This window comes from Scandinavium sp. M-37, from assembly GCF_043558715.1.
GTDB lineage: Bacteria > Pseudomonadota > Gammaproteobacteria > Enterobacterales > Enterobacteriaceae > Scandinavium > Scandinavium vulneris_A.
Genome location: NZ_JBIGIN010000003.1, coordinates 71653 through 94627 on the forward strand (window position 1 = coordinate 71653; position 22975 = coordinate 94627).

The 22975-nt window shown below is 53.7% G+C and carries 24 protein-coding genes and 1 riboswitch; of the genes, 11 read left to right on the top strand and 13 right to left on the bottom strand.

What is annotated here, in order from left to right:
* Nucleotides 1-35: 35 nt before the first annotated feature.
* The 4 genes from fadD to ACG0Z5_RS03595 form a co-directional block, all read right to left on the bottom strand.
* The gene (gene fadD / locus ACG0Z5_RS03580; protein WP_394445669.1) at nt 36-1721 is read right to left on the bottom strand and encodes a long-chain-fatty-acid--CoA ligase FadD; all 1686 of its coding nucleotides are present in this window, start codon (nt 1719-1721) and stop codon (nt 36-38) included.
* Nucleotides 1722-1936: 215 nt separating this feature from the next.
* Nucleotides 1937-2524, bottom strand: a complete 588-nt coding sequence (locus ACG0Z5_RS03585) for a Slp/YeaY family lipoprotein (RefSeq protein WP_394445671.1) — start codon at nt 2522-2524, stop codon at nt 1937-1939.
* 38 nt (nt 2525-2562) lie between these two features.
* Nucleotides 2563-3258: a tRNA (adenosine(37)-N6)-threonylcarbamoyltransferase complex dimerization subunit type 1 TsaB gene (gene tsaB, locus ACG0Z5_RS03590; protein WP_394445406.1), complete on the bottom strand. Its 696-nt coding sequence runs from the start codon at nt 3256-3258 to the stop codon at nt 2563-2565.
* A gap of 57 nt (nt 3259-3315) precedes the next feature.
* Complete coding sequence (locus tag ACG0Z5_RS03595) at nt 3316-5235, bottom strand: ATP-dependent DNA helicase (RefSeq protein ID WP_394445408.1); 1920 nt, start codon at nt 5233-5235, stop codon at nt 3316-3318.
* 128 nt (nt 5236-5363) lie between these two features.
* Between ACG0Z5_RS03595 and ACG0Z5_RS03600 the strand changes: the two genes are divergently transcribed.
* On the top strand, nt 5364-5708 hold the full coding sequence (locus ACG0Z5_RS03600; RefSeq protein ID WP_319627893.1) for a RidA family protein: 345 nt from the start codon (nt 5364-5366) through the stop codon (nt 5706-5708).
* Between the two features lie 11 nt (nt 5709-5719).
* Here ACG0Z5_RS03600 and ACG0Z5_RS03605 read toward each other — a convergent pair whose 3' ends face one another.
* Nucleotides 5720-5905, bottom strand: a complete 186-nt coding sequence (locus tag ACG0Z5_RS03605) for a YoaH family protein (RefSeq protein ID WP_159755532.1) — start codon at nt 5903-5905, stop codon at nt 5720-5722.
* An 89-nt stretch (nt 5906-5994) separates the two neighbouring features.
* On the opposite strand from ACG0Z5_RS03605, the gene pabB reads away from it, so the two are divergent.
* The 4 genes from pabB (at nt 5995) to ACG0Z5_RS03625 (ending at nt 11187) form a co-directional block, all read left to right on the top strand.
* Complete coding sequence (gene pabB / locus ACG0Z5_RS03610; RefSeq protein WP_394445411.1) at nt 5995-7347, top strand: aminodeoxychorismate synthase component 1; 1353 nt, start codon at nt 5995-5997, stop codon at nt 7345-7347.
* A gap of 3 nt (nt 7348-7350) precedes the next feature.
* On the top strand, nt 7351-7929 hold the full coding sequence (locus ACG0Z5_RS03615; protein WP_394445413.1) for a CoA pyrophosphatase: 579 nt from the start codon (nt 7351-7353) through the stop codon (nt 7927-7929).
* A 173-nt stretch (nt 7930-8102) separates the two neighbouring features.
* Nucleotides 8103-9467: an L-serine ammonia-lyase gene (gene sdaA / locus ACG0Z5_RS03620; protein WP_394445415.1), complete on the top strand. Its 1365-nt coding sequence runs from the start codon at nt 8103-8105 to the stop codon at nt 9465-9467.
* Nucleotides 9468-9594: 127 nt separating this feature from the next.
* Nucleotides 9595-11187 (top strand): EAL domain-containing protein, encoded by a 1593-nt coding sequence (locus ACG0Z5_RS03625; protein ID WP_394445417.1) that lies wholly within the window; start codon nt 9595-9597, stop codon nt 11185-11187.
* A 4-nt stretch (nt 11188-11191) separates the two neighbouring features.
* Here ACG0Z5_RS03625 and yoaE read toward each other — a convergent pair whose 3' ends face one another.
* On the bottom strand, nt 11192-12754 hold the full coding sequence (gene yoaE / locus ACG0Z5_RS03630; RefSeq protein ID WP_394445419.1) for a CNNM family cation transport protein YoaE: 1563 nt from the start codon (nt 12752-12754) through the stop codon (nt 11192-11194).
* 441 nt (nt 12755-13195) lie between these two features.
* On the opposite strand from yoaE, the gene manX reads away from it, so the two are divergent.
* The 5 genes from manX (at nt 13196) to mntP (ending at nt 17375) form a co-directional block, all read left to right on the top strand.
* The gene (manX, locus tag ACG0Z5_RS03635; protein WP_394445421.1) at nt 13196-14167 is read left to right on the top strand and encodes a PTS mannose transporter subunit IIAB; all 972 of its coding nucleotides are present in this window, start codon (nt 13196-13198) and stop codon (nt 14165-14167) included.
* Nucleotides 14168-14224: 57 nt separating this feature from the next.
* Nucleotides 14225-15022 carry a PTS mannose/fructose/sorbose transporter subunit IIC gene (locus ACG0Z5_RS03640; RefSeq protein ID WP_110512219.1) on the top strand — a complete coding sequence of 266 codons (798 nt, stop codon included), beginning with the start codon at nt 14225-14227 and terminating at the stop codon, nt 15020-15022.
* A 12-nt stretch (nt 15023-15034) separates the two neighbouring features.
* Nucleotides 15035-15886 carry a PTS mannose transporter subunit IID gene (locus ACG0Z5_RS03645; RefSeq protein WP_319627886.1) on the top strand — a complete coding sequence of 284 codons (852 nt, stop codon included), beginning with the start codon at nt 15035-15037 and terminating at the stop codon, nt 15884-15886.
* Between the two features lie 63 nt (nt 15887-15949).
* The gene (locus ACG0Z5_RS03650; RefSeq protein WP_394445424.1) at nt 15950-16408 is read left to right on the top strand and encodes a DUF986 family protein; all 459 of its coding nucleotides are present in this window, start codon (nt 15950-15952) and stop codon (nt 16406-16408) included.
* A gap of 198 nt (nt 16409-16606) precedes the next feature.
* Nucleotides 16607-16747: riboswitch (yybP-ykoY riboswitch) on the top strand.
* 61 nt (nt 16748-16808) lie between these two features.
* Nucleotides 16809-17375: a manganese efflux pump MntP gene (mntP, locus tag ACG0Z5_RS03655; RefSeq protein ID WP_394445426.1), complete on the top strand. Its 567-nt coding sequence runs from the start codon at nt 16809-16811 to the stop codon at nt 17373-17375.
* On the opposite strand, the gene rlmA is transcribed toward mntP, so the two are convergent.
* From rlmA to mgrB, 6 genes are all read right to left on the bottom strand, one after another.
* On the bottom strand, nt 17372-18166 hold the full coding sequence (rlmA, locus tag ACG0Z5_RS03660; protein WP_394445428.1) for a 23S rRNA (guanine(745)-N(1))-methyltransferase: 795 nt from the start codon (nt 18164-18166) through the stop codon (nt 17372-17374). The two genes, mntP and rlmA, sit on opposite strands and share 4 nt — an antisense overlap.
* Before the next feature lie 62 nt (nt 18167-18228).
* Nucleotides 18229-19962, bottom strand: a complete 1734-nt coding sequence (gene ftsI, locus ACG0Z5_RS03665) for a peptidoglycan glycosyltransferase FtsI (RefSeq protein ID WP_394445430.1) — start codon at nt 19960-19962, stop codon at nt 18229-18231.
* Between the two features lie 210 nt (nt 19963-20172).
* Nucleotides 20173-20382 carry a transcription antiterminator/RNA stability regulator CspE gene (cspE, locus tag ACG0Z5_RS03670; protein WP_001062678.1) on the bottom strand — a complete coding sequence of 70 codons (210 nt, stop codon included), beginning with the start codon at nt 20380-20382 and terminating at the stop codon, nt 20173-20175.
* Nucleotides 20383-20423: 41 nt separating this feature from the next.
* Nucleotides 20424-20540 (bottom strand): DUF2627 domain-containing protein, encoded by a 117-nt coding sequence (locus tag ACG0Z5_RS03675; RefSeq protein WP_097163794.1) that lies wholly within the window; start codon nt 20538-20540, stop codon nt 20424-20426.
* Nucleotides 20541-21150: 610 nt separating this feature from the next.
* Nucleotides 21151-21444, bottom strand: coding sequence for a YebO family protein (locus tag ACG0Z5_RS03680; RefSeq protein ID WP_394445432.1), 294 nt, complete (start codon nt 21442-21444; stop codon nt 21151-21153).
* 73 nt (nt 21445-21517) lie between these two features.
* The gene (gene mgrB, locus ACG0Z5_RS03685) at nt 21518-21664 is read right to left on the bottom strand and encodes a PhoP/PhoQ regulator MgrB (protein ID WP_319627880.1); all 147 of its coding nucleotides are present in this window, start codon (nt 21662-21664) and stop codon (nt 21518-21520) included.
* 158 nt (nt 21665-21822) lie between these two features.
* On the opposite strand from mgrB, the gene ACG0Z5_RS03690 reads away from it, so the two are divergent.
* The gene (locus tag ACG0Z5_RS03690) at nt 21823-22062 is read left to right on the top strand and encodes a YobH family protein (protein WP_394445673.1); all 240 of its coding nucleotides are present in this window, start codon (nt 21823-21825) and stop codon (nt 22060-22062) included.
* 61 nt (nt 22063-22123) lie between these two features.
* Here ACG0Z5_RS03690 and kdgR read toward each other — a convergent pair whose 3' ends face one another.
* A complete protein-coding gene (kdgR, locus tag ACG0Z5_RS03695; RefSeq protein WP_394445435.1) occupies nt 22124-22915 on the bottom strand; it encodes a DNA-binding transcriptional regulator KdgR in 792 nt (263 codons plus the stop codon).
* Nucleotides 22916-22975: the final 60 nt, after the last annotated feature.

Below are 22975 nucleotides of genomic sequence, written 5' to 3' on the forward strand. Positions count from 1 at the left end.
GCTTAACCGGCGTCTGAAGGCGACTCACGCGTAGTTCAGGCTTTATTGTCTACTTTAGCGCGCGCTTCGTCACGTAGTTCTCGTCGCAAAATCTTTCCGACATTGGATTTCGGCAACTCGGTACGGAACTCGACCAGCTTCGGTACCTTGTAACCGGTCAGATGCCGACGGCAGAAGGTGACCAGCGCTTCCTCGGTCAACGACGCGTCTTTCTTGACCACGAAGATTTTGACCGCTTCGCCGCTGCTGCCGGACGGCACGCCAACCGCAGCCACTTCCTGTACCCCGGAATGCTGCATCACCACATCTTCGATTTCATTCGGATAGACGTTAAAACCGGAGACCAGAATCATGTCCTTTTTGCGATCGACGATGCGCATGAAGCCCTCTTCGTCCATCACCGCGATATCCCCGGTATACAGCCAACCGTTTTTGATGATTTCGTCGGTGGCATCCGGGCGCTGCCAGTAACCCAGCATCACCTGCGGGCCTTTGACGCAAAGCTCACCCGGCTCGCCCGGTGCGACCTCGTTATTCTCATCATCGACCAGCTTCACTTCGGTCGATGGCACCGGCAGGCCAATGCTGCCGCTATGATAGTCGATATCGTGCGGGTTGACGCTGACCAGCGGTGCGCATTCGGTCAGGCCGTAGCCTTCCAACAGATAGCGTCCGGTGAGTTTGACCCAACGCTCGGCCACTGCCTGCTGGACCGGCATTCCGCCGCCCGCCGACAGACGCATGGTAGAAAAATCGAGCTGCTGGAAATCCTTGTTATTCAGCAAGGCATTGAACAAGGTGTTCACGCCAGTCATGGCGGTGAACGGATATTTCGCCAGCTCCTTGACCAGCCCCGGAATGTCGCGCGGGTTGGTGATAAGCAGGTTCTGCCCGCCCAGTTCAATAAACAGCAGGCAGTTCATGGTCAGGGCGAAAATGTGATACAGCGGTAGCGCGGTCACCACCAGCTCTCTACCCGGCTGGAACAGCGGCCCGTAGGTAGCATGCACCTGTGCCAGGTTTGCCAGCATGTTGCGGTGCGTCAGCATCGCGCCTTTGGCAACGCCCGTGGTACCACCGGTGTATTGCAGGAAAGCCAGGTCTTCGCAGACCACTTCCGGCTTGATGTACTGCATCCGGTAGCCCTGCTGCAATGCGCTACGAAACGAGATAGCGTCCGGCAGATGATACTTCGGCACCAGACGCTTGATGTATTTGACGACGAAATTAACCAGCGTGCCTTTGGCAGTGGAAAGCTGATCGCCCATACGGGTGAGGATCACATGCCGCACCTGGGTTTTCTCGACGACTTTTTCCAGGGTGTGCGCAAAATTGGAGACAATCACAATTGCGCTGGCGCCGCTGTCGTTTAACTGGTGTTCGAGTTCGCGCGGGGTGTAGAGCGGGTTAACGTTTACCACAATCATCCCGGCGCGCAGAATCCCAAACAAGGCCACCGGATATTGCAGCAGATTGGGCATCATCAGCGCCACGCGATCGCCTTTTTGCAGACCCAGCCCTTCCTGAAGATAAGCGGCAAAGGCGCGGCTGCGCTCTTCGAGCTTACGGAAGGTCATCACTTCACCCATGTTAATAAACGCAGGCTGGTCAGCGTAGCGGGTTGTCGCCTGTTCGAACAGATCTACCAGGGATTGATAACGGTCAGGATCAATCTCCGCCGGAACATCGGCGGGATAGCGGTTAAGCCAAACCTTTTTCAATGCATCACCTCTGAAATGAGAATTCGTCGTCATCACAACCCCTGCCAATAAACAAGTTATTAACAACATATTAACTTATCGTACCAGTTTATTAATTATACGAATTTAAGGTTGCGAAGCGCGTCACTATTTATTTTTATGACTCTCGGGACTCCATCCCGAAAAAAAGAAACAGCGGACCAGCCGCTGTCTCTTAAATGATGTAAAACATGACATTATTCGGTAACGATAGTCTGCACCTGCGCCGGGCCCGGGTTATACCAGCCGGCATAGCCGTAGCCATAACGCCAAGGGCGTGGCCCCGCCCAACCCCAATACGGGTCAATCGGTTCTGGCGGCATCATCACCTGCTGCACCACGCGCCAGCGCTTATAACCGTTGGCCTGCATCACCAGATAGGTGTAAGCCGTGTCGCCAATTTTGCCTTTCGCGGTGCCGGTAATCGGCCCAACCACAGTGACCAGCTGATTACGGAAATCAACCGGGTCGAGGAAGCCATTCACATCAGCATACACCCGGCCACGAGAGGGTTCGCCGAGCGTCGGCCGGGCGCCATCGTCTAGCGGTACGGTGGCGATTTCCAGTCGGGTTTTGCCCTGAACGTTGAGGACGTTCACCACTTTCCCGCCAAAGCGGGCTTCCTGACCGACATACAGTTGCGGAGCAGACATGACCCGAACCAGATCCTGCTGCGGCGTTGGGCTGGTGCCTTTGATTGCATCCGGGACGGTTACGCATCCACTCAGAACGGCAATGACTACTCCAGCCAATAAGCCACGCACTACCTGTTTGCGACTCGCAATGATGTAACTCCTTTATTCTCAGTTATATCAACTAAGATTCATTCCCGGCCCGGAAGTTTCTTCCATGCCACGTTGTTACGTAAATAAACTGGTTCGGCATGTTCTACGGCAACGGTTTTATTGTCAGCCAACAGCTGGCAGGCCAGGGGCAGCATATCTTCCGCCGCAGGCAGTAGCATCTCACCGTCGACCAGCGTGACGGATGTGTCATGGGCCATGTCTGGCCAGGCAGCCCAGCCGGTGCCGACGGTTGCCCATTCGCCATCGAGCTGTTGCAACCGGGCGGTAACGGCTTCAGGCTTCAACACCGCTTCCGTTTCTTCACCGTGCCAAATGCCCTGCTCATCACGCTGGTATTCGGCCCAGTAAACTTCACCCATCCGCGCATCAATGGCTGCCAGCACGCGAGTCGCGCCGGTTTTACGCCATGCGCCTTGCGCCATAGTGACCAGGGTCGACACGCCAATCATCGGCAGATTGGCGCCCAGCGCCAGGCCCTGCGCAATACCAATCCCGATACGCACACCGGTAAAGCTGCCCGGCCCACGGCCAAAGGCCAGTGCGTCGAGTTCCGTCAACGTGATGCCCGTTTCGGTAAGGATATCCTGCACCAGAGGCAGAATACGTTGGGTGTGTTCGCGGGGACAAAGCTCGAAGTGAGCCGTAGTGGCACCATCATTCCACATAGCCGCAGAACAGGCTTCTGTGGCGGTATCAATAGCCAGAATTCGCATAGGACGTCGCGCTCTCGCAATAGCGGGTCAACAAAATGGCGCGCATATTAACACAGTTCACCCTGAATTACCCACTTCGAGACGGGCAAGGAAACGCACGGCCCGACTGATATCACGGGTGCGCGGGGTCGGCGGCAGACTTGATAAGAACACCGCCCCGTACGGACGCATCACCAGACGGTTATCGCAAATCACCAGCACGCCGCGATCGTCAACGTCGCGGATCAGTCGACCCACGCCCTGCTTCAGGGTGATCACCGCATCCGGGAGTTGGACGTCATCAAATGGATCGCCCCCGCGTAGACGGCAGTCTTCCATTCGCGCTTTTAGCAACGGATCTTCCGGTGAGGTAAACGGCAGTTTGTCGATGATAACCAGGGACAACGCATCCCCGCGTACGTCCACCCCTTCCCAGAAGCTGCTGGTTGCGACCAACAACGCATTCCCGGCGCTGACGAACTGCTGCAAAAGCTGGCCTTTGCTGGTTTCGCCCTGTAACAGCACCGGCAGGTCGAGCATAGCGCGGAACTGTTCCGCCAGGTCACGCATCATCGCGTGCGAGGTGCAGAGCATAAAGCAGCGGCCATTGTTGGCTTCAATCATCGGGCGCAGCATAGTCGCCAGCTGACGTGCTCCGCCCGGCTGGTTGGGCAGCGGCAGATTGCGCGGCACACACAATAGCGCCTGTGTAGCGTAATCAAACGGGCTCGGCAACAGCAGCGATTCCGCCTCACTGATGCCCAACCGCTCGGTAAAGTGGTGCAGATCGTCGTTCACCGACAGCGTGGCGGAGGTAAAAATCCAGCTGCCCTTTTTCTGCGCCATCACTTCTTTGAATTTATCGGCCACCGTGAGCGGGGTCAGCGCGAGGGTAAAGTTGCGCGAGGTACATTCATACCAGTAGCTGAAGCCCGGCTGGTTAATCTCTTTCAGACGCTTCAGACGCGCGCGATATAAGGTCGCGCGTTCGAATGCCGCGTCCAGCAAGGCCGAACGACCCAGGGAGAGTTTCGCCACGTCGTAACACAGCTCCAGCGCATCATCGAGCAACAAAAGCGCCCGTTGGATACCACTGTCGGCCAGCAATTCGCGCAGATTGCCACGATAGCCCGGTTCACCAAGCTGCAGGCGGAAATCCTGCGTTGCCTGCGCCAGACGGTCGGCGCATTTCTGCAACTGCTGGGTGTCTTTCAATTCGGTGCGATAGGCGATGGTGATATCTTTCGCCATATCGAGCAATTGCCGGCTGGAGAGCGACTGGCCAAAATACTGGCTGGCGATGTCGGGGAGCTGATGGGCTTCATCGAAAATCATGACTTCCGCTTCCGGGATTAACTCCCCGAAACCGCCCTCTTTCACCACCATGTCGGCGAGAAACAGGTGATGGTTGACCACCACCACATCGGCATCCATCGCTTTTTTACGCGCCTTGACCACAAAGCAGTCTTTATACAGCGGGCAATCGCTGCCAAGACAGTTGTCGTTGGTGCTGGTGACCAACGGCCAGGCCTGGGAATCTTCCGCCACGCTGACGCAGGTGCTGATATCGCCGTCGATGGTCTGATTGGCCCAGCTACGCAAAATGATAACGTCGCTGAGGGTCTGAACCGGCAGGTCGCCCCCGGCAATCGCTTGCTGTTCAAGACGCTCGAGGCAAAGGTAGTTGGAGCGGCCCTTGAGCAGTGCCAGCCTGCCGGTGAATTTCAACGCGGTGGCGACAGTCGGCAGATCACGGCTGTAAAGCTGATCCTGCAACGCTTTCGACCCCGTGGAGATGATGACCTTTTTCTTCGCCCGCAGCGCAGGGGCAAGGTAGGCGTACGTTTTGCCCGTACCGGTTCCCGCTTCCACCACCAGCGGCCGCGTTTCATCGATGGCTTTCGCCACCGCGTGCGCCATTTGACGCTGCGGTTCGCGGGGTTTGAACCCGGGTATCGCCTGGGCTAATTGCCCGTCTGTTGCAAAATCGTCCGTCACACTACCCCCTGTAAATCTGGACAGTAATTATGTCAGTGCGGGGGACGTTGTACCAGCCAAACTGATGACGGGCCGTCGACAATGTGGCACTCTTGCCACCTAAAATGGAGTTAAATAAGGAAACTAAGATGACTATTGTCCGTATTGATGCCGAAGCCCGCTGGTCTGATGTCGTGATCCACAACCAGACCCTCTACTACACCGGCGTGCCGGAAAATCTGGATGCCGATGCGTTTGAGCAGACGGCGAACACTCTGGCGCAGATTGATGCGATTCTGGAAAAACAGGGCAGCGATAAATCCCGCATCCTCGATGCCACGATTTTTCTCGCCGATAAAGCAGATTTTGCTGCGATGAATAAAGCCTGGGATGCGTGGGTAGTTGCCGGACATGCGCCGGTGCGTTGCACCGTGCAGGCCGGTTTGATGAAGCCGCAGTATAAGGTTGAAATTAAGATTGTCGCTGCGGTGTAAAACCTGCGGGTTTACTCTTCTTCATCCTCATCTTCAAAACGCGCTACGATCATTTCACCCGTGTGGCTGGCGCGGATCTCTTTGGCGACCAACTGAATCGCCTCGCCGCTACTCAAGCCCTGGGTCATCAGTTCCTGAATGCGTTCTACCGCTTTTTGCTGTTGGTCGTGGCTAAGTGAAGGTAAACCTGAAATCATGGTGAACTCCTGCTACATTGTTGGCGCTTATTATTTCACGCCGCCTGCACATTAGCCAGTGGGCGGCAACAGACAGATTGAGGTCGAAGTTGTCCCCTGCTGTGATTTCTCTGCCCTGGCGCGCCGACGCCGCTGAACACTATTTTGCCCCCCTTTCCACCGCCCCCTGGGCGATGCTGCTGCACTCTGGCTTTGCCGATCACCCGCATAATCGCTTTGATATCCTGGTTGCCGACCCGGTCGTTACTGTGGAAACCACCGGTATTACCACGCGAATCTGCTGTGCAGAGGGCGATTTCGACTCCACCGATGACCCGTTGTCATTACTCAAACGTGAGTTGGATAAATGCGGCCTTGACGTGCCCCCCCATCCCGACATCCCCTTTCAGGGTGGGGCATTGGGTCTGTTCGGCTACGATCTTGGCCGACGCTTTGAAACGCTACCGGAGCACGCACAGGCCGATATGCACGTCCCGGATATGGCGGTGGGAATTTATCGCTGGGCGTTGATAGTCGACCACCGGTTGCGGAAAGTGTCCTTGTTGAGCCACGACTGTCCCCACCAGCGCTTAGCCTGGCTGGTCGCGCAGCAGGTAGAATCACGCCCGCCCTTTGCCCTGACGTCACCATGGCATTCCAATATGACGCGCGAAGAGTACGGCGCAAAATTTCGCCAGGTGCAGGCGTATTTGAACAGCGGCGACTGTTATCAGGTCAATCTGGCTCAGCGTTTTCAGGCTAACTATTCCGGCGATGAGTGGCAGGCATTTTGTCTGCTGAATCAGGCCAATCGTGCACCGTTCAGTGCCTTTATTCGGCTAGACGCAAGCGCGGTGCTGAGCCTGTCACCGGAACGCTTTATTCAGCTCGAAAACCAGCAGATCCAGACCCGTCCTATCAAGGGCACCCTTCCGCGCCTGCCCGACGCTGAGCAGGACCGACAGCAGGCTGAAAAACTGCGCGCCTCACCGAAGGATCGGGCTGAAAATTTGATGATTGTCGATTTGATGCGCAACGATATTGGCCGCGTGGCGGTGCCCGGTAGCGTTCGCGTGCCGGAGCTGTTCGTGGTTGAGCCGTTCCCGGCGGTGCACCATCTGGTGAGCACCATTACTGCTGAACTTCCCGCCAGCCTGCACGCGACCGATTTGCTGCGCGCCGCCTTCCCCGGCGGTTCCATTACCGGTGCGCCGAAAGTCAGAGCGATGGAAATCATTGATGAGCTTGAACCCCATCGGCGTAACGCGTGGTGCGGCAGCATTGGCTATATCAGCCTGTGCGGCAATATGGACACCAGCATTACCATCCGCACGCTGACCGCGGCAGACGGTAACATTGTCTGCTCTGCCGGTGGCGGGGTGGTGGCCGATAGCGACGAGCAGGCGGAATATCAGGAAACGTTTGATAAAGTGAATCGTATTCTGCAGCAACTGGAGTCTTAACCGATGCAGCACCCGGACATGAAACTTGACGATTTTATCGCCCGATTTCAACTATTACGCCCGCAGCCAACGCGGGCGTCGCTCAATCAGCGACAAGCGGCGGTGCTGATCCCGATTGTGCGTCGTGAAGAACCCGGATTGCTGTTAACCCAACGCTCACCCCGGCTGCGTAAACACGCCGGTCAGGTGGCGTTTCCCGGCGGCGCTGTGGACAGCAGCGATGCGTCGCTAATTGCTGCCGCGCTGCGGGAAGCGCAGGAAGAAGTGGCTATCCCACCCTCATCGGTGGAAATTCTCGGCGTACTGCCGCCGGTCGACAGCGTCACCGGATTTCAGGTCACGCCGGTGGTCGGCATTATTCCGCCCGATTTGCATTATCACGCCAGTGAGGATGAAGTCGCGGCAGTCTTCGAAATGCCGCTCGCCGAAGCCCTGCGACTCGGACGCTATCACCCCCTCGACATTCACCGCCGGGGCAATTCGCATCGCGTATGGCTCTCCTGGTATCAGCATTATTTTGTCTGGGGAATGACCGCAGGCATTATTCGTGAGCTGGCCTTACAAATTGGCGTTAAGCCTTAGCTATACTGTGGAATAAGGCGCTGTGCTGCACTTCACGCTATTAGTAAATTCGAGGTGAAGCATTAGTTTAATTCATGTGAATAGTTAAGCTGCCTGCGGTGTTCCCTCTTACACTATGCGCAGTTTTAACATCGTTATCGGAACTTTCCGGTAACCCTGTCAGGAGTGTTAGCGTGATTAGTATATTCGACATGTTCAAGGTGGGGATCGGTCCCTCATCTTCCCACACTGTCGGCCCAATGAAGGCCGGTAAGCAGTTCGTCGATGACCTGGTCGAAAAGGGACTGATCGATGACGTGACCCGCGTGGCGGTTGACGTTTACGGATCATTGTCATTAACCGGTAAGGGCCACCACACCGATATCGCCATCATCATGGGTCTGGCGGGCAATCTGCCTGCGACCGTTGATATTGACGCGATCCCGGCGTTTATCCGCGACGTACAAACCCGCGGTCGTCTGCTGCTGGCAAACGGTCGTCGTGAAGTTGATTTCCCGCAGGACGACGGAATGCGTTTTCGTAGCGACAACCTGTCACTGCATGAAAACGGCATGACCATCCATGCGTTCGCCGGCGATAACGTCATTTACAGCAAAACCTATTACTCCATCGGCGGCGGTTTCATCGTCGACGAGGAGCATTTCGGCCAGGATTTGAGCGGCGATGTCACCGTCCCGTATCCGTTTAAATCGGCAAAAGAAATGCTCGATTACTGCAAAGAGACCGGCCTGTCGCTCTCGGGCATGGTGATGCAGAACGAACTGGCGCTGCACAGCAAAAAAGAGATTGAAGACTATTTTGCCGACGTGTGGCAGACCATGCGTGCCTGTATCGATCGCGGTCTGAATACCGAAGGCGTACTGCCTGGTCCACTGCGCGTGCCGCGCCGTGCCGCTGCGCTGCGCCGGATGCTGGTCAGCCAGGACAAAACCAACAGTGATCCGATGACGGTCATTGACTGGGTCAATATGTTCGCGCTGGCGGTTAACGAAGAGAACGCCGCCGGTGGCCGCGTGGTTACCGCTCCTACTAACGGTGCCTGCGGTATCGTTCCGGCGGTGCTGGCCTATTACGATCACTTTATCGAACCGGTAACGCAGGAAAGCTACATCCGTTACTTCCTGGCCTCCGGTGCGATCGGCGCGCTGTATAAGATGAACGCGTCAATTTCCGGTGCCGAAGTGGGCTGCCAGGGTGAAGTGGGCGTGGCCTGTTCGATGGCAGCAGCAGGTCTGGCTGAACTGTTGGGCGCGAGCCCGGAACAGGTTTGTGTGGCAGCGGAAATCGGTATGGAGCATAACCTGGGCCTGACGTGTGACCCGGTTGCAGGCCAGGTACAGGTGCCGTGCATCGAGCGAAACGCAATTGCCTCAGTGAAAGCGATCAACTCCGCTCGCATGGCGATGCGCCGCACCAGCGAACCGCGCGTTTCGCTGGATAAAGTGATTGAAACCATGTACGAAACCGGCAAAGACATGAACGCCAAGTACCGCGAGACCTCGCGGGGCGGTCTCGCCATTAAAGTACAATGTGATTAATCCTCCTCGCCCATCTGCAACAGATGGGCGATTTTTTTGTGTAAACCCCGCAATTTAGCCCCGGCCCACTACACTTGGTCTGTTGGCGCTAATCATTTGGTTGGCGAACGCCAAGTGAGCGTCAGTTATGCATACAGCCCAAAATCTGATTAAGGGATACCGCCGTAAGCGCGTTATTGTCTGCCTGTTGGTCGCTGTGGCGACCTTGCTACTGACCTTTGGTCTGCGATTTATTTCACAGCGCGATTTAAATCAGCATCTCATTGATGCCTATGCCGGACACGCCGTTGAAAGCCTCGATAAAATTTTGCTTCCTCTCGCTGGAGAGCGGCAAGAACTGGCCGGTCTGGTGGGGCAATCCTGCGAAAGTGTGCATCTGCCAATCCGTAAACAAGCTGCCGCGCTGCAAACCCTGCGCTCGATTGCGCTAGTGAAATCCGGGATCCTCTATTGCTCCAGTGTGTTCGGCGAACGAGATGTGGTGTTACGCCAGCGCCAGCCATCGCTCCCCGACCCGCAGCCTCAACTGCTTCTCTCCACCGATCAAACGTTAATCAAAGGCTCGCCGATCCTGATTCAGTGGTATCCCGTTTCGCCGGACGGCGAAGATGGCGTGTTGCTGACTATCAATATCCATTTGCTCAGTCTTTTACTGCTTGATTCACAGAAACCGCACATTCAGCGGGTAATCGTCTCGGTCGGAAATCGTTTTTACAGCGAGTCGCAAGGTATTAGCGATACGCTTCAACTAACAGGGGATGAAGAAGTGGAGACCCGGCGGTCGACGCTTTTTCCTTTCAGCGTTAGCGTGACGACCCCCGGTGCCGCGGCACTGGCGCTGGAAGAATTGCCCTCGCAGGCGCCGCTGGCGGTAATTCTGGCGCTGCTATTGAGCGCTGTGTCGTGGATTGCCACCGCCGGGCGAATGAGCTTTACCCGGGAGATTGCACTCGGCATCGAACGCCGTGAGTTCGAACTTTACTGCCAGCCGCAGCTTGATACCCGCACCGGGCAGTGTTGCGGCGTAGAAATTCTGTTGCGCTGGAATAATCCGCGGCTCGGCAGGATTTCCCCGGACGTGTTTATTCCCGTCGCCGAGCGCGAAAACTTTATTGCGCCCCTGACTCGCTACGTGCTGTCGGAAACGGTGCGCCAGATTGGCTATTTTCCACCCAGCCCGCAGTTCCATATCAGTATCAACGTCGCGTCAAGTCACTTTCTACAGGGAGTGCTACTGCGGGATGTGAGTCAGTTCTGGTTTGCCGCACGTCCACAGCAGCAGCTGGTCCTGGAAATTACCGAGCGCGATGATTTGCAGGGCGTGGATTATCGGCTGGTGCGCGAACTGCACCGCAAAGGCGTGCGACTGGCGATTGACGACTTCGGCACCGGCAACAGCGCCCTCTCCTGGCTGGAACAGCTTCATCCGGATATTCTCAAAATCGATAAATCTTTTACTAACGCCATCGGCACCGATGCGGTGAATTCAACGGTCACGGATATTATTATCGCCCTGGGGCAAAGGCTGAATATTGAATTGGTGGCAGAAGGGGTAGAAACAGCGCAGCAGGCGCATTATTTGCGGCATCATGGTGTGCCGATACTACAGGGGTATTTGTACGCGAAACCGATGCCGTTGGCGGAGTTTCCGCGCTGGCTGGCAGGAGGAACGCCCCCACCAAAGGAACATAACGGGCATATACTGCCCGTTATTCTGTGAGGAATTACTCGTCTTCGTCGTGACCTGAAGCTTGTTTCACGACCCGAACCAGGTCCACCCGATAGGGATTTGCCTCAACAATGGTTATCTCCAGCGGAGTCACATGTAAGACATCACCCGCCCGTGGGATATGGCCGTTGACGGCAATCGCGAGGCCCGCCACCGTGGCGATATCATCCTCGTCATCGCCCAGCAGATGTTCCAGACCGAGCGCCTGCTGTAACGCATGCAGGTCAGTCGATCCTTTAACCAGCCAGCCATCACCATCAGCAATAATTTCCGGTGTTTCATCCGCATCCGGGAATTCACCGGCGATCGCTTCGAGTACGTCCAGCGGCGTAACCAGGCCCTGCACCATGCCAAACTCGTTGGTCACGATCACAAAGCTGCCCCGGGCACGACGCAGCACGCCGAGCAGGTTAATAGGGTCCAGTGTTTCCGGAACCACAATGGCAGGCGTTGCTGAGGCCATCGCGGCAACGTCCTCACCCGCTTCCAGCGCCACCAGCATCTCTTTAGCACGCACGATACCGATGATCTCATCCAGTTCGCCACGGCACACCGGGAACAGGCTGTGCGGCGACGAAAGAAGCTGCTGGCGAATTTCATCCACGCTGAGATTCACATCCACCCAGCTAATTTCACCGCGAGGCGTCATGATGCTGCGCAGGGAACGTGACGCCAGGGTCAACACGCCGTTGATCATGTAACGTTCTTCGTCGGCAAATGCGCCTTCCGGGACCGGAACCGTCACTGGATTTTCCGCGTCATGCTGAACCACCGTTTGCTTGCGACCGCCCATCAGACGCAGGATAGCGTCAGCGGTGCGGGCACGCAGCGGCACGTTAGATTGATGACGAATAAAGTTGCGACGGGCAATCTGGTTAAACAGCTCGATAATTATCGAGAAACCAATCGCGGCGTACAGGTAGCCTTTCGGAATATGGAAGCCGAACCCTTCTGCGACGAGGCTCAGACCTATCATCAGCAGGAAGCTCAGACACAGTACAACCACCGTCGGATGCTGGTTGACGAAGCGAGTCAGCGGCTTTGAAGCCAGCAACATGACCGCCATCGCAATCACCACCGCCGCCATCATGACCGGCAGATGGTTCACCATCCCTACTGCGGTAATAACCGCATCGAGGGAGAACACCGCATCTAACACCACAATTTGCAGTACCACGACCCAGAAACTGGCGTAGCCCTTCCCATGCCCTTCGTCATGTTGGCGGTTTTCCAGCCGTTCATGCAGCTCTGTAGTGGCTTTGAACAACAGGAAAATACCCCCGAGCAGCATGATCAGATCGCGGCCGGAGAACGCGTAGTCCCAGACGCTGAACAGCGGTTTGGTCAGGGTCACCATCCACGAGATAACCGACAACAGCCCCAGACGCATAACCAGCGCCAATGAGAGGCCAATCAGACGTGCTTTATCACGCTGCTTTGGCGGCAGTTTGTCGGCGAGGATCGCGATGAATACCAGGTTATCAATACCGAGTACGATTTCCAGAACAACCAGCGTCAGCAGGCCGACCCAGATAGACGGATCCATTAAGAGTTCCATGCGTAGCTCCTGCAAAGCGCAATCGTTGTCATCGCGCTGTCAAAGACGGGCGAGACTATCTCGGGGTGATAAATAAGTGGGGAAGAAGTGGCAGCAGATGGCCAGAGGGTTAACTGACGTCGGTGACGATCCATACTTGGGCTATGCCCTATACTCCTGAGTAATTAAACGGGATGTAAACATATCAGAGAGACGCCAGTTTCGGGAAAAAATTTACGTCTCTTTGCATTTTTTCGCTGATTTTTTGCGCTCCAAAATTATTGTCCATGGATGAGTAAATTACGGATCTTCATCACATTAATTATTTTTTCACTATCTAAAATAATTCACGGAAGTTATTAGATTTCTAACTCTAACCCCTATCTGAATCGATTCGGTGAAAACCGACGGTTCATCAAACGGCAGTGGTTTTGTCGTAACGATAATAAAAGGAGGTAGCAAGTGACGATTGCTATTGTAATAGGCACACATGGTTGGGCTGCAGAACAGCTGCTGAAAACCGCAGAAATGCTGTTGGGCGAGCAGGAAAACGTCGGCTGGATCGATTTCGTGCCAGGCGAGAATGCAGAAACACTCATCGAGAAGTACAACGCACAGCTGGCCAATCTCGACACCAGTAAAGGGGTGCTATTTCTCGTCGATACATGGGGTGGTAGCCCGTTCAACGCTGCCAGTCGCATTGTCGTCGATAAAGAGCATTATGAAGTCATTGCTGGGGTGAATATCCCGATGTTAGTCGAAACGCTGATGGCGCGTGATGACAACCCAAGCTTTGACGAACTGGTCGCACTGGCTGTTGAAACCGGTCGTGAAGGCGTGAAAGCGCTGAAAGCGAAGCCGGTGGAAAAAGCCGCTCCCGCACCGGTTGCTGCCGCAGCCCCGAAAGCCAACGTTCCGGCAAAACCAATGGGTCCGAATGACTATATGGTTATCGGCCTCGCACGTATCGATGACCGTCTGATTCACGGCCAGGTCGCGACGCGCTGGACTAAGGAAACCAACGTTACGCGCATCATCGTCGTCAGTGACGAAGTGGCGGCAGATACCGTGCGCAAAACGCTGCTGACGCAGGTTGCGCCTCCAGGTGTGACCGCTCACGTGGTCGATGTGGCGAAAATGATCCGCGTTTACAACAACCCGCAATATGCCGGTGAACGTGTGATGCTGCTGTTTACCAACCCAACTGACGTTGAACGTATCGTTGCCGAAGGGGTGAAAATCACTACCGTGAATATCGGTGGTATGGCTTTCCGTCAGGGCAAAACTCAGGTCAACAACGCGATTTCAGTTGATGAAAAAGATATCGAAGCGTTCAAAAAACTGAATGCGCGCGGTATTGAACTGGAAGCTCGTAAAGTTTCTACCGACCAGAAACTGAAAATGATGGATTTGATCAGCAAGGTCAGTAAATAACCCCCCTGCTGATTCACTGAATTTTCACACTTAGGCTTATGTTATAGGAGAAGTACAATGGAGATTACCACTCTTCAGATTGTGCTGGTGTTCATCGTCGCGTGTATTGCGGGTATGGAATCCGTACTCGATGAATTTCAGTTCCACCGTCCGCTGGTGGCCTGTACCCTGATTGGTGCAGTCCTTGGCGACATGAAAACAGGTATTATCATCGGTGGTACCCTGGAAATGATCGCCCTGGGCTGGATGAACATCGGTGCAGCCGTTGCACCGGATGCGGCACTGGCTTCCATCATTTCTACGGTTCTGGTTATCGCGGGTCACCAAAGCATCGGTGCCGGTATCGCACTGGCTATCCCGCTGGCGGCAGCAGGCCAGGTTCTGACCATCATCGTTCGTACCATCACCGTGGCCTTCCAGCACGCGGCGGATAAGGCGGCAGACACCGGTAACCTGACGGCGCTGTCCTGGCTCCACGTTTCTTCCCTGTTCCTGCAAGCAATGCGTATCGCTATCCCAGCGGTTATCGTGGCTATCTCTGTAGGCACCAGCGAAGTACAGAGCATGCTGAACGCTATCCCTGAAGTGGTTACCGGCGGTCTGAACATCGCAGGTGGCATGATCGTTGTGGTAGGTTACGCGATGGTTATCAACATGATGCGTGCTGGCTACCTGATGCCGTTCTTCTACCTCGGCTTCGTTACCGCGGCATTCACCAACTTCAACCTGGTTGCTCTGGGTGTGATTGGTGCAGTTATGGCAATTCTGTATATCCAGCTGAGCCCGAAATATAATCGTGTTGCGGGTGGCCAGGTACAGGCTGCTAACAACGATCTCGATAACCAACTGGACTAACAGGTGAGCGAAATGGTTGATATCACAAAAGCGACTCCAGAGAAAAAACTCACTCAGAGCGACATCCGCGCCGTATTCCTTCGTTCTAACCTGTTCCAGGGTTCATGGAACTTCGAACGTATGCAGGCGCTGGGCTTCTGCTTCTCCATGGTGCCGGCAATCCGTCGTCTGTACCCGGAAAACAACGACGCGCGTCGTCAGGCAATTAAACGTCACCTGGAATTCTTCAACACCCATCCGTATGTTGCGGCACCGGTTCTCGGGGTTACGCTGGCGATGGAAGAGCAGCGTGCTAACGGCGCAGAGATTGACGATGGTGCCATCAACGGTATCAAAGTCGGTCTGATGGGTCCGCTGGCGGGTGTCGGTGACCCCATTTTCTGGGGTACCGTCCGTCCGGTATTTGCGGCACTCGGGGCTGGTATCGCGATGAGCGGCAGCCTGCTGGGTCCTCTGCTGTTCTTCATCCTGTTCAACGCGGTACGTCTGGCAACCCGTTATTACGGCGTAGCTTATGGCTACCGTAAAGGCGTGGACATCGTTAAGGATATGGGCGGCGGCTTCCTGCAGAAACTGACAGAGGGGGCATCCATTCTCGGCCTGTTTGTCATGGGGGCCTTGGTTAACAAGTGGACGCACGTGAATATTCCGTTGGTGGTGTCGAAAATCACCGGTTCCGACGGCCAGGTTCACGTAACCACCGTGCAGACTATCCTTGACCAGCTGATGCCGGGCCTGGTGCCTCTGCTGCTGACCTTCGCCTGTATGTGGCTGTTGCGTAAGAAAGTCAACCCACTGTGGATCATCGTTGGCTTCTTCGTCATCGGTATCGCAGGTTATGCGGTTGGCCTGCTGGGCCTGTAATTGCTCGATTATTAATAGTGAAACGCCGGGGGCTTGCCCCCGGTTTTTATTTCTGGAGGTGTAATGACTATCACGGATTGGGTGCTTGTCCTGTTTATCGTAGCGTTACTGGCTTTTGCCATTTACGATCAATTCATTATGCCGCACCTGAAGGGCCCCGTGCTGCTCGCAATCCCCCTGCTCCGCCGTGGACGCGTTGATGGGATAATCTTCGTCGGCCTGGTGGCGATTCTTATTTATCAAAATGTTAATGCTAACGGCCAATTAATAACCACATGGTTATTATGTGCGCTGGCGTTGATGGGTTTATATCTGTTCTGGATCCGTACGCCGAAAATTATTTTTAAACAACAGGGTTTCTTCTTCGCTAACGTATGGATTGCCTATACCCGGATTCAACAGATGAATTTATCTGAAGATGGTGTTTTGGTGATGCAATTAGAACAACGGCGATTACTTGTACGTGTACGAAATATCGACGACCTGGAACACATCTACAAACTTCTCTCTTCTGCTCAATGAGTTATAAATATAGCAATGGCTATACTTGAAGTTATTTTGTGCAAATAGCTTTATAGCCATGGCTATATCCCCGCCGTTTCCACCTCATATTTATTAACGTTTCCATTACGATATTTTTTAAATGAAAATCGTTATCAACTAGTGATTGATATAATGGATTTTTGTTATTGTTTTATTTTCTCAAATTATGTTAAGGTTCCGCCCGTCGTTGGGGAGTAGCCGATTTCCTTTCCCGGAAATGTACGTGTCAACATACTCGTTGCAAAACGTGGCACGTACGGTTCATCAGCATGGTGAGCAGGCGAGACCATAGACATATCACTGCTATATGCCTGAGCTGGCGTATGTTTACTGGGGGCAGTGGTATGTCATATGGATATTTCCCCGGTCAGGACAAGCGATGAATCTCTCAGCCACTATCCTACTCGCCTTTGGTATGTCGATGGACGCGTTTGCCGTCTCGATAAGCAAAGGGGCTTCTCTTCATAAACCGAAATTCTCTGAAGCACTGCGCACCGGTCTTATCTTTGGCGGCGTCGAAGCGATCACCCCGCTTATCGGCTGGGGCCTGGGTATGCTCGCCAGTCAGTTCGTGCTCGAATGGAACCACTGGATTGCTTTCGTGCTGCTGGTGTTTCTCGGCGGACGAATGCTGATTGAAGGCTGGCGTGGGAATGAAGACCAAGAAGAAAAAGCCCCAACTCGCCACGGTTTCTGGCTGCTGGTCACCACTGCGATTGCGACCAGCCTCGATGCGATGGCCGTCGGTGTGGGCCTGGCATTCTTACAGGTCAATATCGTGTATACCGCGCTGGCGATTGGCTGTGCGACGCTGGTGATGACCACCATCGGAATGATGGTCGGCCGCTTTATTGGCCCGCTGCTGGGCAAACGCGCCGAGATCCTCGGCGGTATTGTGCTGATAGGGATCGGCGTGCAGATCCTCTGGAGCCACTTCGCGGGTTAAGCGTTTCGCTGCCAGACCTGAATAAGAAAATCAGTCTGGCAGTCAAATTTCTCCAGTCCAGCCAGTTTCTCCCACACTTCCGGTTTTGCACGCCAGGCAAACGGCGTCATTTGTAACAGCGCGACGGCTTCCCCACCGGTTAACGTCATCGGATACGCCAACTGTTGCTGACTGACCTTCTCGAATCCCGGCAACGTTTCGCTGTTCGCCTCATGCAGACGAATTTCATCATAAATGAGCCCTTTCAGTTCCATCAGATGACGCGGTCCCGGCGTGGCGGTGATCACCAGCCCACCCGGCTTGACGACTCTTTCCAGCTCCTGAGGGTTACACGGCGCGTAAATGCGTACCACTGCATCCATACAGGCATCGCTGAACGGCAGACGCTGGCTGGAGGCCACGCAGAACTCGACCTGAGAATAACGTTTAGCGCCATAGCGAACCGCGACTTTTGAGACGTCCAGGCCCCAGGTGTGTCCGGCAATTTCCGCAAAGGCGTGGGTGTAATAGCCTTCACCACAGCCAATATCGAGCACGTTCTGCGGCGCTGCGTGAGTGAGAATGTCAGCAATCGCCTCGCGCAGCAGCTGATAATGGCCCGCATCAAGAAACGCACGACGAGCCTGCATCATCTCCGCGCTGTCACCCGGATCGCGCGAACGCTTGTGCTGCACCGGCAACAGATTGATATACCCTTCTTTCGCCAGATCAAACTGGTGGCGCTGAGGGCAAATGTAGCTGTTGTTGTGGCGCTCAAGCGGCGCGTGACAGAGAGGACAACTCCAGGACATGATGACTCCGATATCATTGAAAGGGCGAAAGTGTAACGCTATTCGCCCTTCAGGTGAATGAATTACAGAGGCGGAGAGAGTGCGTGGTTATGATCCATGACGATGAGGTTGTCTGAACCCGGGGCAATACCGTCCGGCATCACATTCTCCAGCCGCAGGACATCGCCCATTATCTGGCTGAAGACCGGGGCGGCCACAGCCCCGCCGTAGTATTTGCCATTCTCCGGGTCGTTAATCACCACTACCAGGGCATATTTAGGGTTACTGGCCGGGGCAACGCCTGCCGTATAGGCGATGTATTTATCAATATATTTACCGTCTGGGCCAATTTTTTTCGCGGTACCGGTTTTAACCGCTACGCGATAGTCATTGACTGCGGCCTTGATCCCGCCTCCGCCCGGCAGCGCGACGCTTTCCATCATATGTTCAACCTGATGAACAATTTCATCGGACATCACACGATGCCCCATCACCGGCGGGTCAATCCGGGTGATCGACAAAGGGCGCGAAATCCCGAACCCACCGATGGTGGCGTACACATGCGCCAACTGCAACGGCGTTACCATTAAGCCGTAACCGAACGAGAAAGTGGCGCGATCGAGCTGTCCCCAGAAACGACGTTGCGGCATCAGGCCCTGGCTTTCACCGGTAAGGCCGAGTCCGGTCGGTTGACCGAAGCCGAAACCTTTATAGGTGTCCAACAGATGCTGGATTGGCATAGCGAGTGAAAGATGCGACACGCCGGTGTCACTGGACTTCTGCAGGATGCCGGTGAGACTCAGTTCAGGGTAAAAGCCAACGTCACGAATACGGTGCCCATCGACCGTGTACGGATGGGTATCCACCACACTGTCAGGCTTAACGATCCCCTGCTGTAAAGCGGTCATGATAACCAGTGGTTTTACCGTGGAGCCGGGTTCAAAGGTATCGCTGATGGCACGATTACGGAAATCATCCAGCGTGGCGTGATCACGGTTATTGGGGTTGAAATCCGGGTAGTTGGCCATCGCCAAAACCTCACCGGTATCAATTTTGATCAGCACCGACGCGCCAGATTCGGCTTTGTTCCAGCGCACGGCATTGTCCAGCGCATCCTCGGTGACCGTTTGCAGGCGCTCATCGATACTGAGCTGCAACGTATGCGCAGGCACCGCAGCCTGCTCGGTCAGGTTCTCAATCACATTCCCGTGTCTGTCTTTGCGCACCAGCCGCAGCCCAGGCTTGCCCTGTAGTTGGGCGTTAAAGCTTTTCTCTACGCCTTCAATGCCCTGATCGTCAATATTGGTGAAACCAATCAGGTTGGCGGCTACGTGTCCTGAAGGGTAAAAGCGGCGCGACTCATCGCGAAGGTTAATCCCAGGCAGATGCAGTTTATCGATCCACGCCGCCTGCTGCGGATCGACCTGGCGAGCCAGATACAGAAAGCGGGAATGTGGATGCTGGGTAATACGGGTGCTCAATTCCTCCAGCGTGGTATGCAACGCGGTGGCAAGCGCCTGCCAGCGGGCGCTATATCCCACACCGCCTTTTGCTAATAGCGTCTGCGGGTCAACCCAAATGGCGCTGACCGGGACGCTAACGGCTAACGGGCGCCCTTCTCTGTCCGTAATCATTCCGCGCGGAACAGCGATCGGTTCTTCGCGTAAAGAGCGCATATCTTCTTGTTTTACCAGATTATCTGGCGAAATGATTTGCAGCCAGCCGACGCGGGCCAATAACAGCCCCAGACAACAACAAATACCCAAACACACCAGGCCAAAACGGACTGGGGTAAAGTGACGGCGATGGTTTTGCACTCCGGCTCCCGGTTATGATTCGCAACCCAATGATTTAACGTGAAAAGGAGGCGAGATAATCGCTAAACAATGCTAATAAAGTTGTGGTTTTGCAACAAAGCGCGACTGAGGAGGGAAAGTGGACACATTTTGTCATAAACGTAAAAAGCCCCGCTTAGAGCGAGGCTTTATGGCTGATTTCGAATGAGATCAGTGGATTCGTAATCCGAATCAGATAGCAGTTACGTTAACTGCAGCTGGGCCTTTCTGGCCGTCCTGGATTTCGAACTCAACGTTCTGGCCTTCAGCCAGAGTTTTGAAGCCGTTACCCTGGATTGCAGAGAAGTGTACGAATACATCTTTGCTGCCGTCTGCAGGAGTAATGAAACCAAAACCTTTAGACTCGTTGAACCACTTAACTTGACCTTTAATCTTTGCCATTTGCAAAATTCCTTAGAGTGTTTTCTTCGCCCATGGGGCACTTACATAGCTAAAACTGAGACATTACTGCATGAGGCACTAATATAAGGTTCGGCAGAGAAGCGGTATTCAACGACAACGTGTTTACTCAGAACTTCTTTACTGAAAATGCCACACATAAACAGAACTGTACCTCGTTTAACCCAAACCGTGTTATCACATACAACGTAAATAATGGCAAGCCATTTTTAAACGTGTCTCGATCGGTCGCACAATTCCAGAAACAAAGTGTTGATCGTCTGCACAATTATGCGCCCCTACAACGACACGTCATGTTGGTGGGTATAGAAACACAATGCCCGCCAGACTGCGTTTTATACGACTTTTTTACCCTAGCTCAACGGCTTCGCTTCTGCCAGGCAACAAGTCCATAAACGCACGATTTTTCTAAAGTTAGACAATTTTGTGCATAAATATGCTTCAGTTTTGCTCTGTTAACCTTATAAAACGCAGCCTAATTATCGATTTTAAATATTATTGATATTGCACCATAATAATGAATTTTTGATGACACTGCTTCATTATGAAGCAATCAAAACGTTTCGCTGCCTTTTTTTAAACCAACATTAAAGGAATCAGTAAAAGAATTAAAAATCGTTGAGTGTTAACGTGGGATATAGCAAGAAGGGATTAAGACCGATTGGTGATAAAACATAATAAAGCGTTATAGCAAAGTAATACTGTATTCAACATCCCGGCAGTCAGCGCATCTGGCCACCGGGAAGCGTATCAGCGTTCCGCCACCAGACGGATAAAGTCATCATCATCTTCCTGGGTCTGAGGAAGCTCTACAGGTTTCACCGGCTCTTCCTTCTCCGGTTCATTTGCTTCGCAAAGACGACGCAGCAATGCGTTTTGACGTTTCTGCTGATCCAGCAGGGCTTCCAGAAGTTCTATCTGTTCGTTCGCTCGGGAACTGGCACGGTTTACGAAAAACCACAGGACCAGTCCAATAACCAGAACCAGCAAAGACACTGCCAGGGAGGCCAAATTCAACATTCCGGAATTCATTAAATCAACCATTTCACCACCTCAAATTGGAGCCACCATTCTACCACTCGCCGCCCCGAGGAAGGAAATTACCTGCTATAAAAACTTACCAGGGAATGAATTTATTGATGGTGCAAATACCGCTAAAGAACTGCACATCCTGATCGCACAGTACGTTAATCATCTGAGTCCACAGTAAAAGAAAGGCAATCAGGAGGATAACGACCAGAATGGTCCAGCGTAACTTTTTCACTCCACTCTCCGGTTTTCACATTTACAGACAGGTTAGCACGCTAACCTTAAACCGCGGCTAACTGTAATAGAGTTGGTTCATTTTAAGAATCATCGACTTGTTTCAAAGCGTGAACACTTTAATCTGGTCCACGGGAAGCAACAAGAACGAGGCATATGATGCGTTTTACTATTCGTACAATTATTGTACTGGCAATCGCCTGGATTGCCCTGCTGTTATCCGGTTATGGCATACTGATAGGTAGCCATGAGAACGTGGGTGGATTGGGATTACAGTGTAAGTATTTGACTGCAAATGGCACCAGCACGGCCCAGTACGTGCACTCAAACAGCGGTATCATCGGCCTGACCGACTGCCCGTTGCTGCGCAAAAGCAAAACGGTTGTCGATAACGGATAATCGGTCACCATAAACGGAAAACGCCGCTTAATGCGGCGTTTTCCGTTTATGGTTTTCATTCTCAGAATGGATAGTCGTTGTAGCCCATTTGCTCTGAAATTTTGCGCGCCGCGGTATGCAACATGCTGACGTACTCGTGCAGACGCTCTTCGGAGAAACGCAGCGTCGGGAAGGAGATGCTCAGCCCGGCAATGACCACGCCGAAACGATCGAACACCGGGACGCCAATACAGCGCAGCCCTTCTTCCTGCTCTTCGTTATCTTCACCGTAACCCTGCTCACGGACCAGATCCAACAATGGGAGTAACTCTTCGGTGTCGGCGATAGTCCGCTCGGTGCTGCGTTTATATTCCACATGCTCGAGGATCTGCTTCACTTCCTCGCGGTCACGCCACGCCAGCAGCACTTTACCAATCGCGGTGCTGTACAGCGGATTACGACGACCAATGCGCGAGTACATGCGCAGGTTATACATCGAGTCAATTTTATGGATGTAGACAATGCTGTCTTCGTCCAGGGCGCCAAGGTGAATGGTCTCTTTCGTCAGACGAGAGAGTTCACGCATTTGAATATCTGCACTACGGATCAGATCGACGTTTTGCAGCGAGCGCGCACCCAGTTCAAACAGTTTTAAGGTCAGTGAGTATTTCTCTGACTCACCTTCCTGCGCCACGTAGCCCAGTGATTTCATGGTCTGTAAAAAACGATAAACCGTGCTTTTAGACATCATCACGCGCTGTGATAACTCGGTGATCCCAATCTCACGCTCTTCGCCGAGCGCCTGCAGAATGCCAAAAACCTTCAATACCGAAGAGACAGAATCTGGCTGTTTATCCAAATCTGCAACTGCCATTTATCACCTCATCGCGACTGTTTTATAAAATTCAGAACTGGTTTTTATTATAATTTCGCA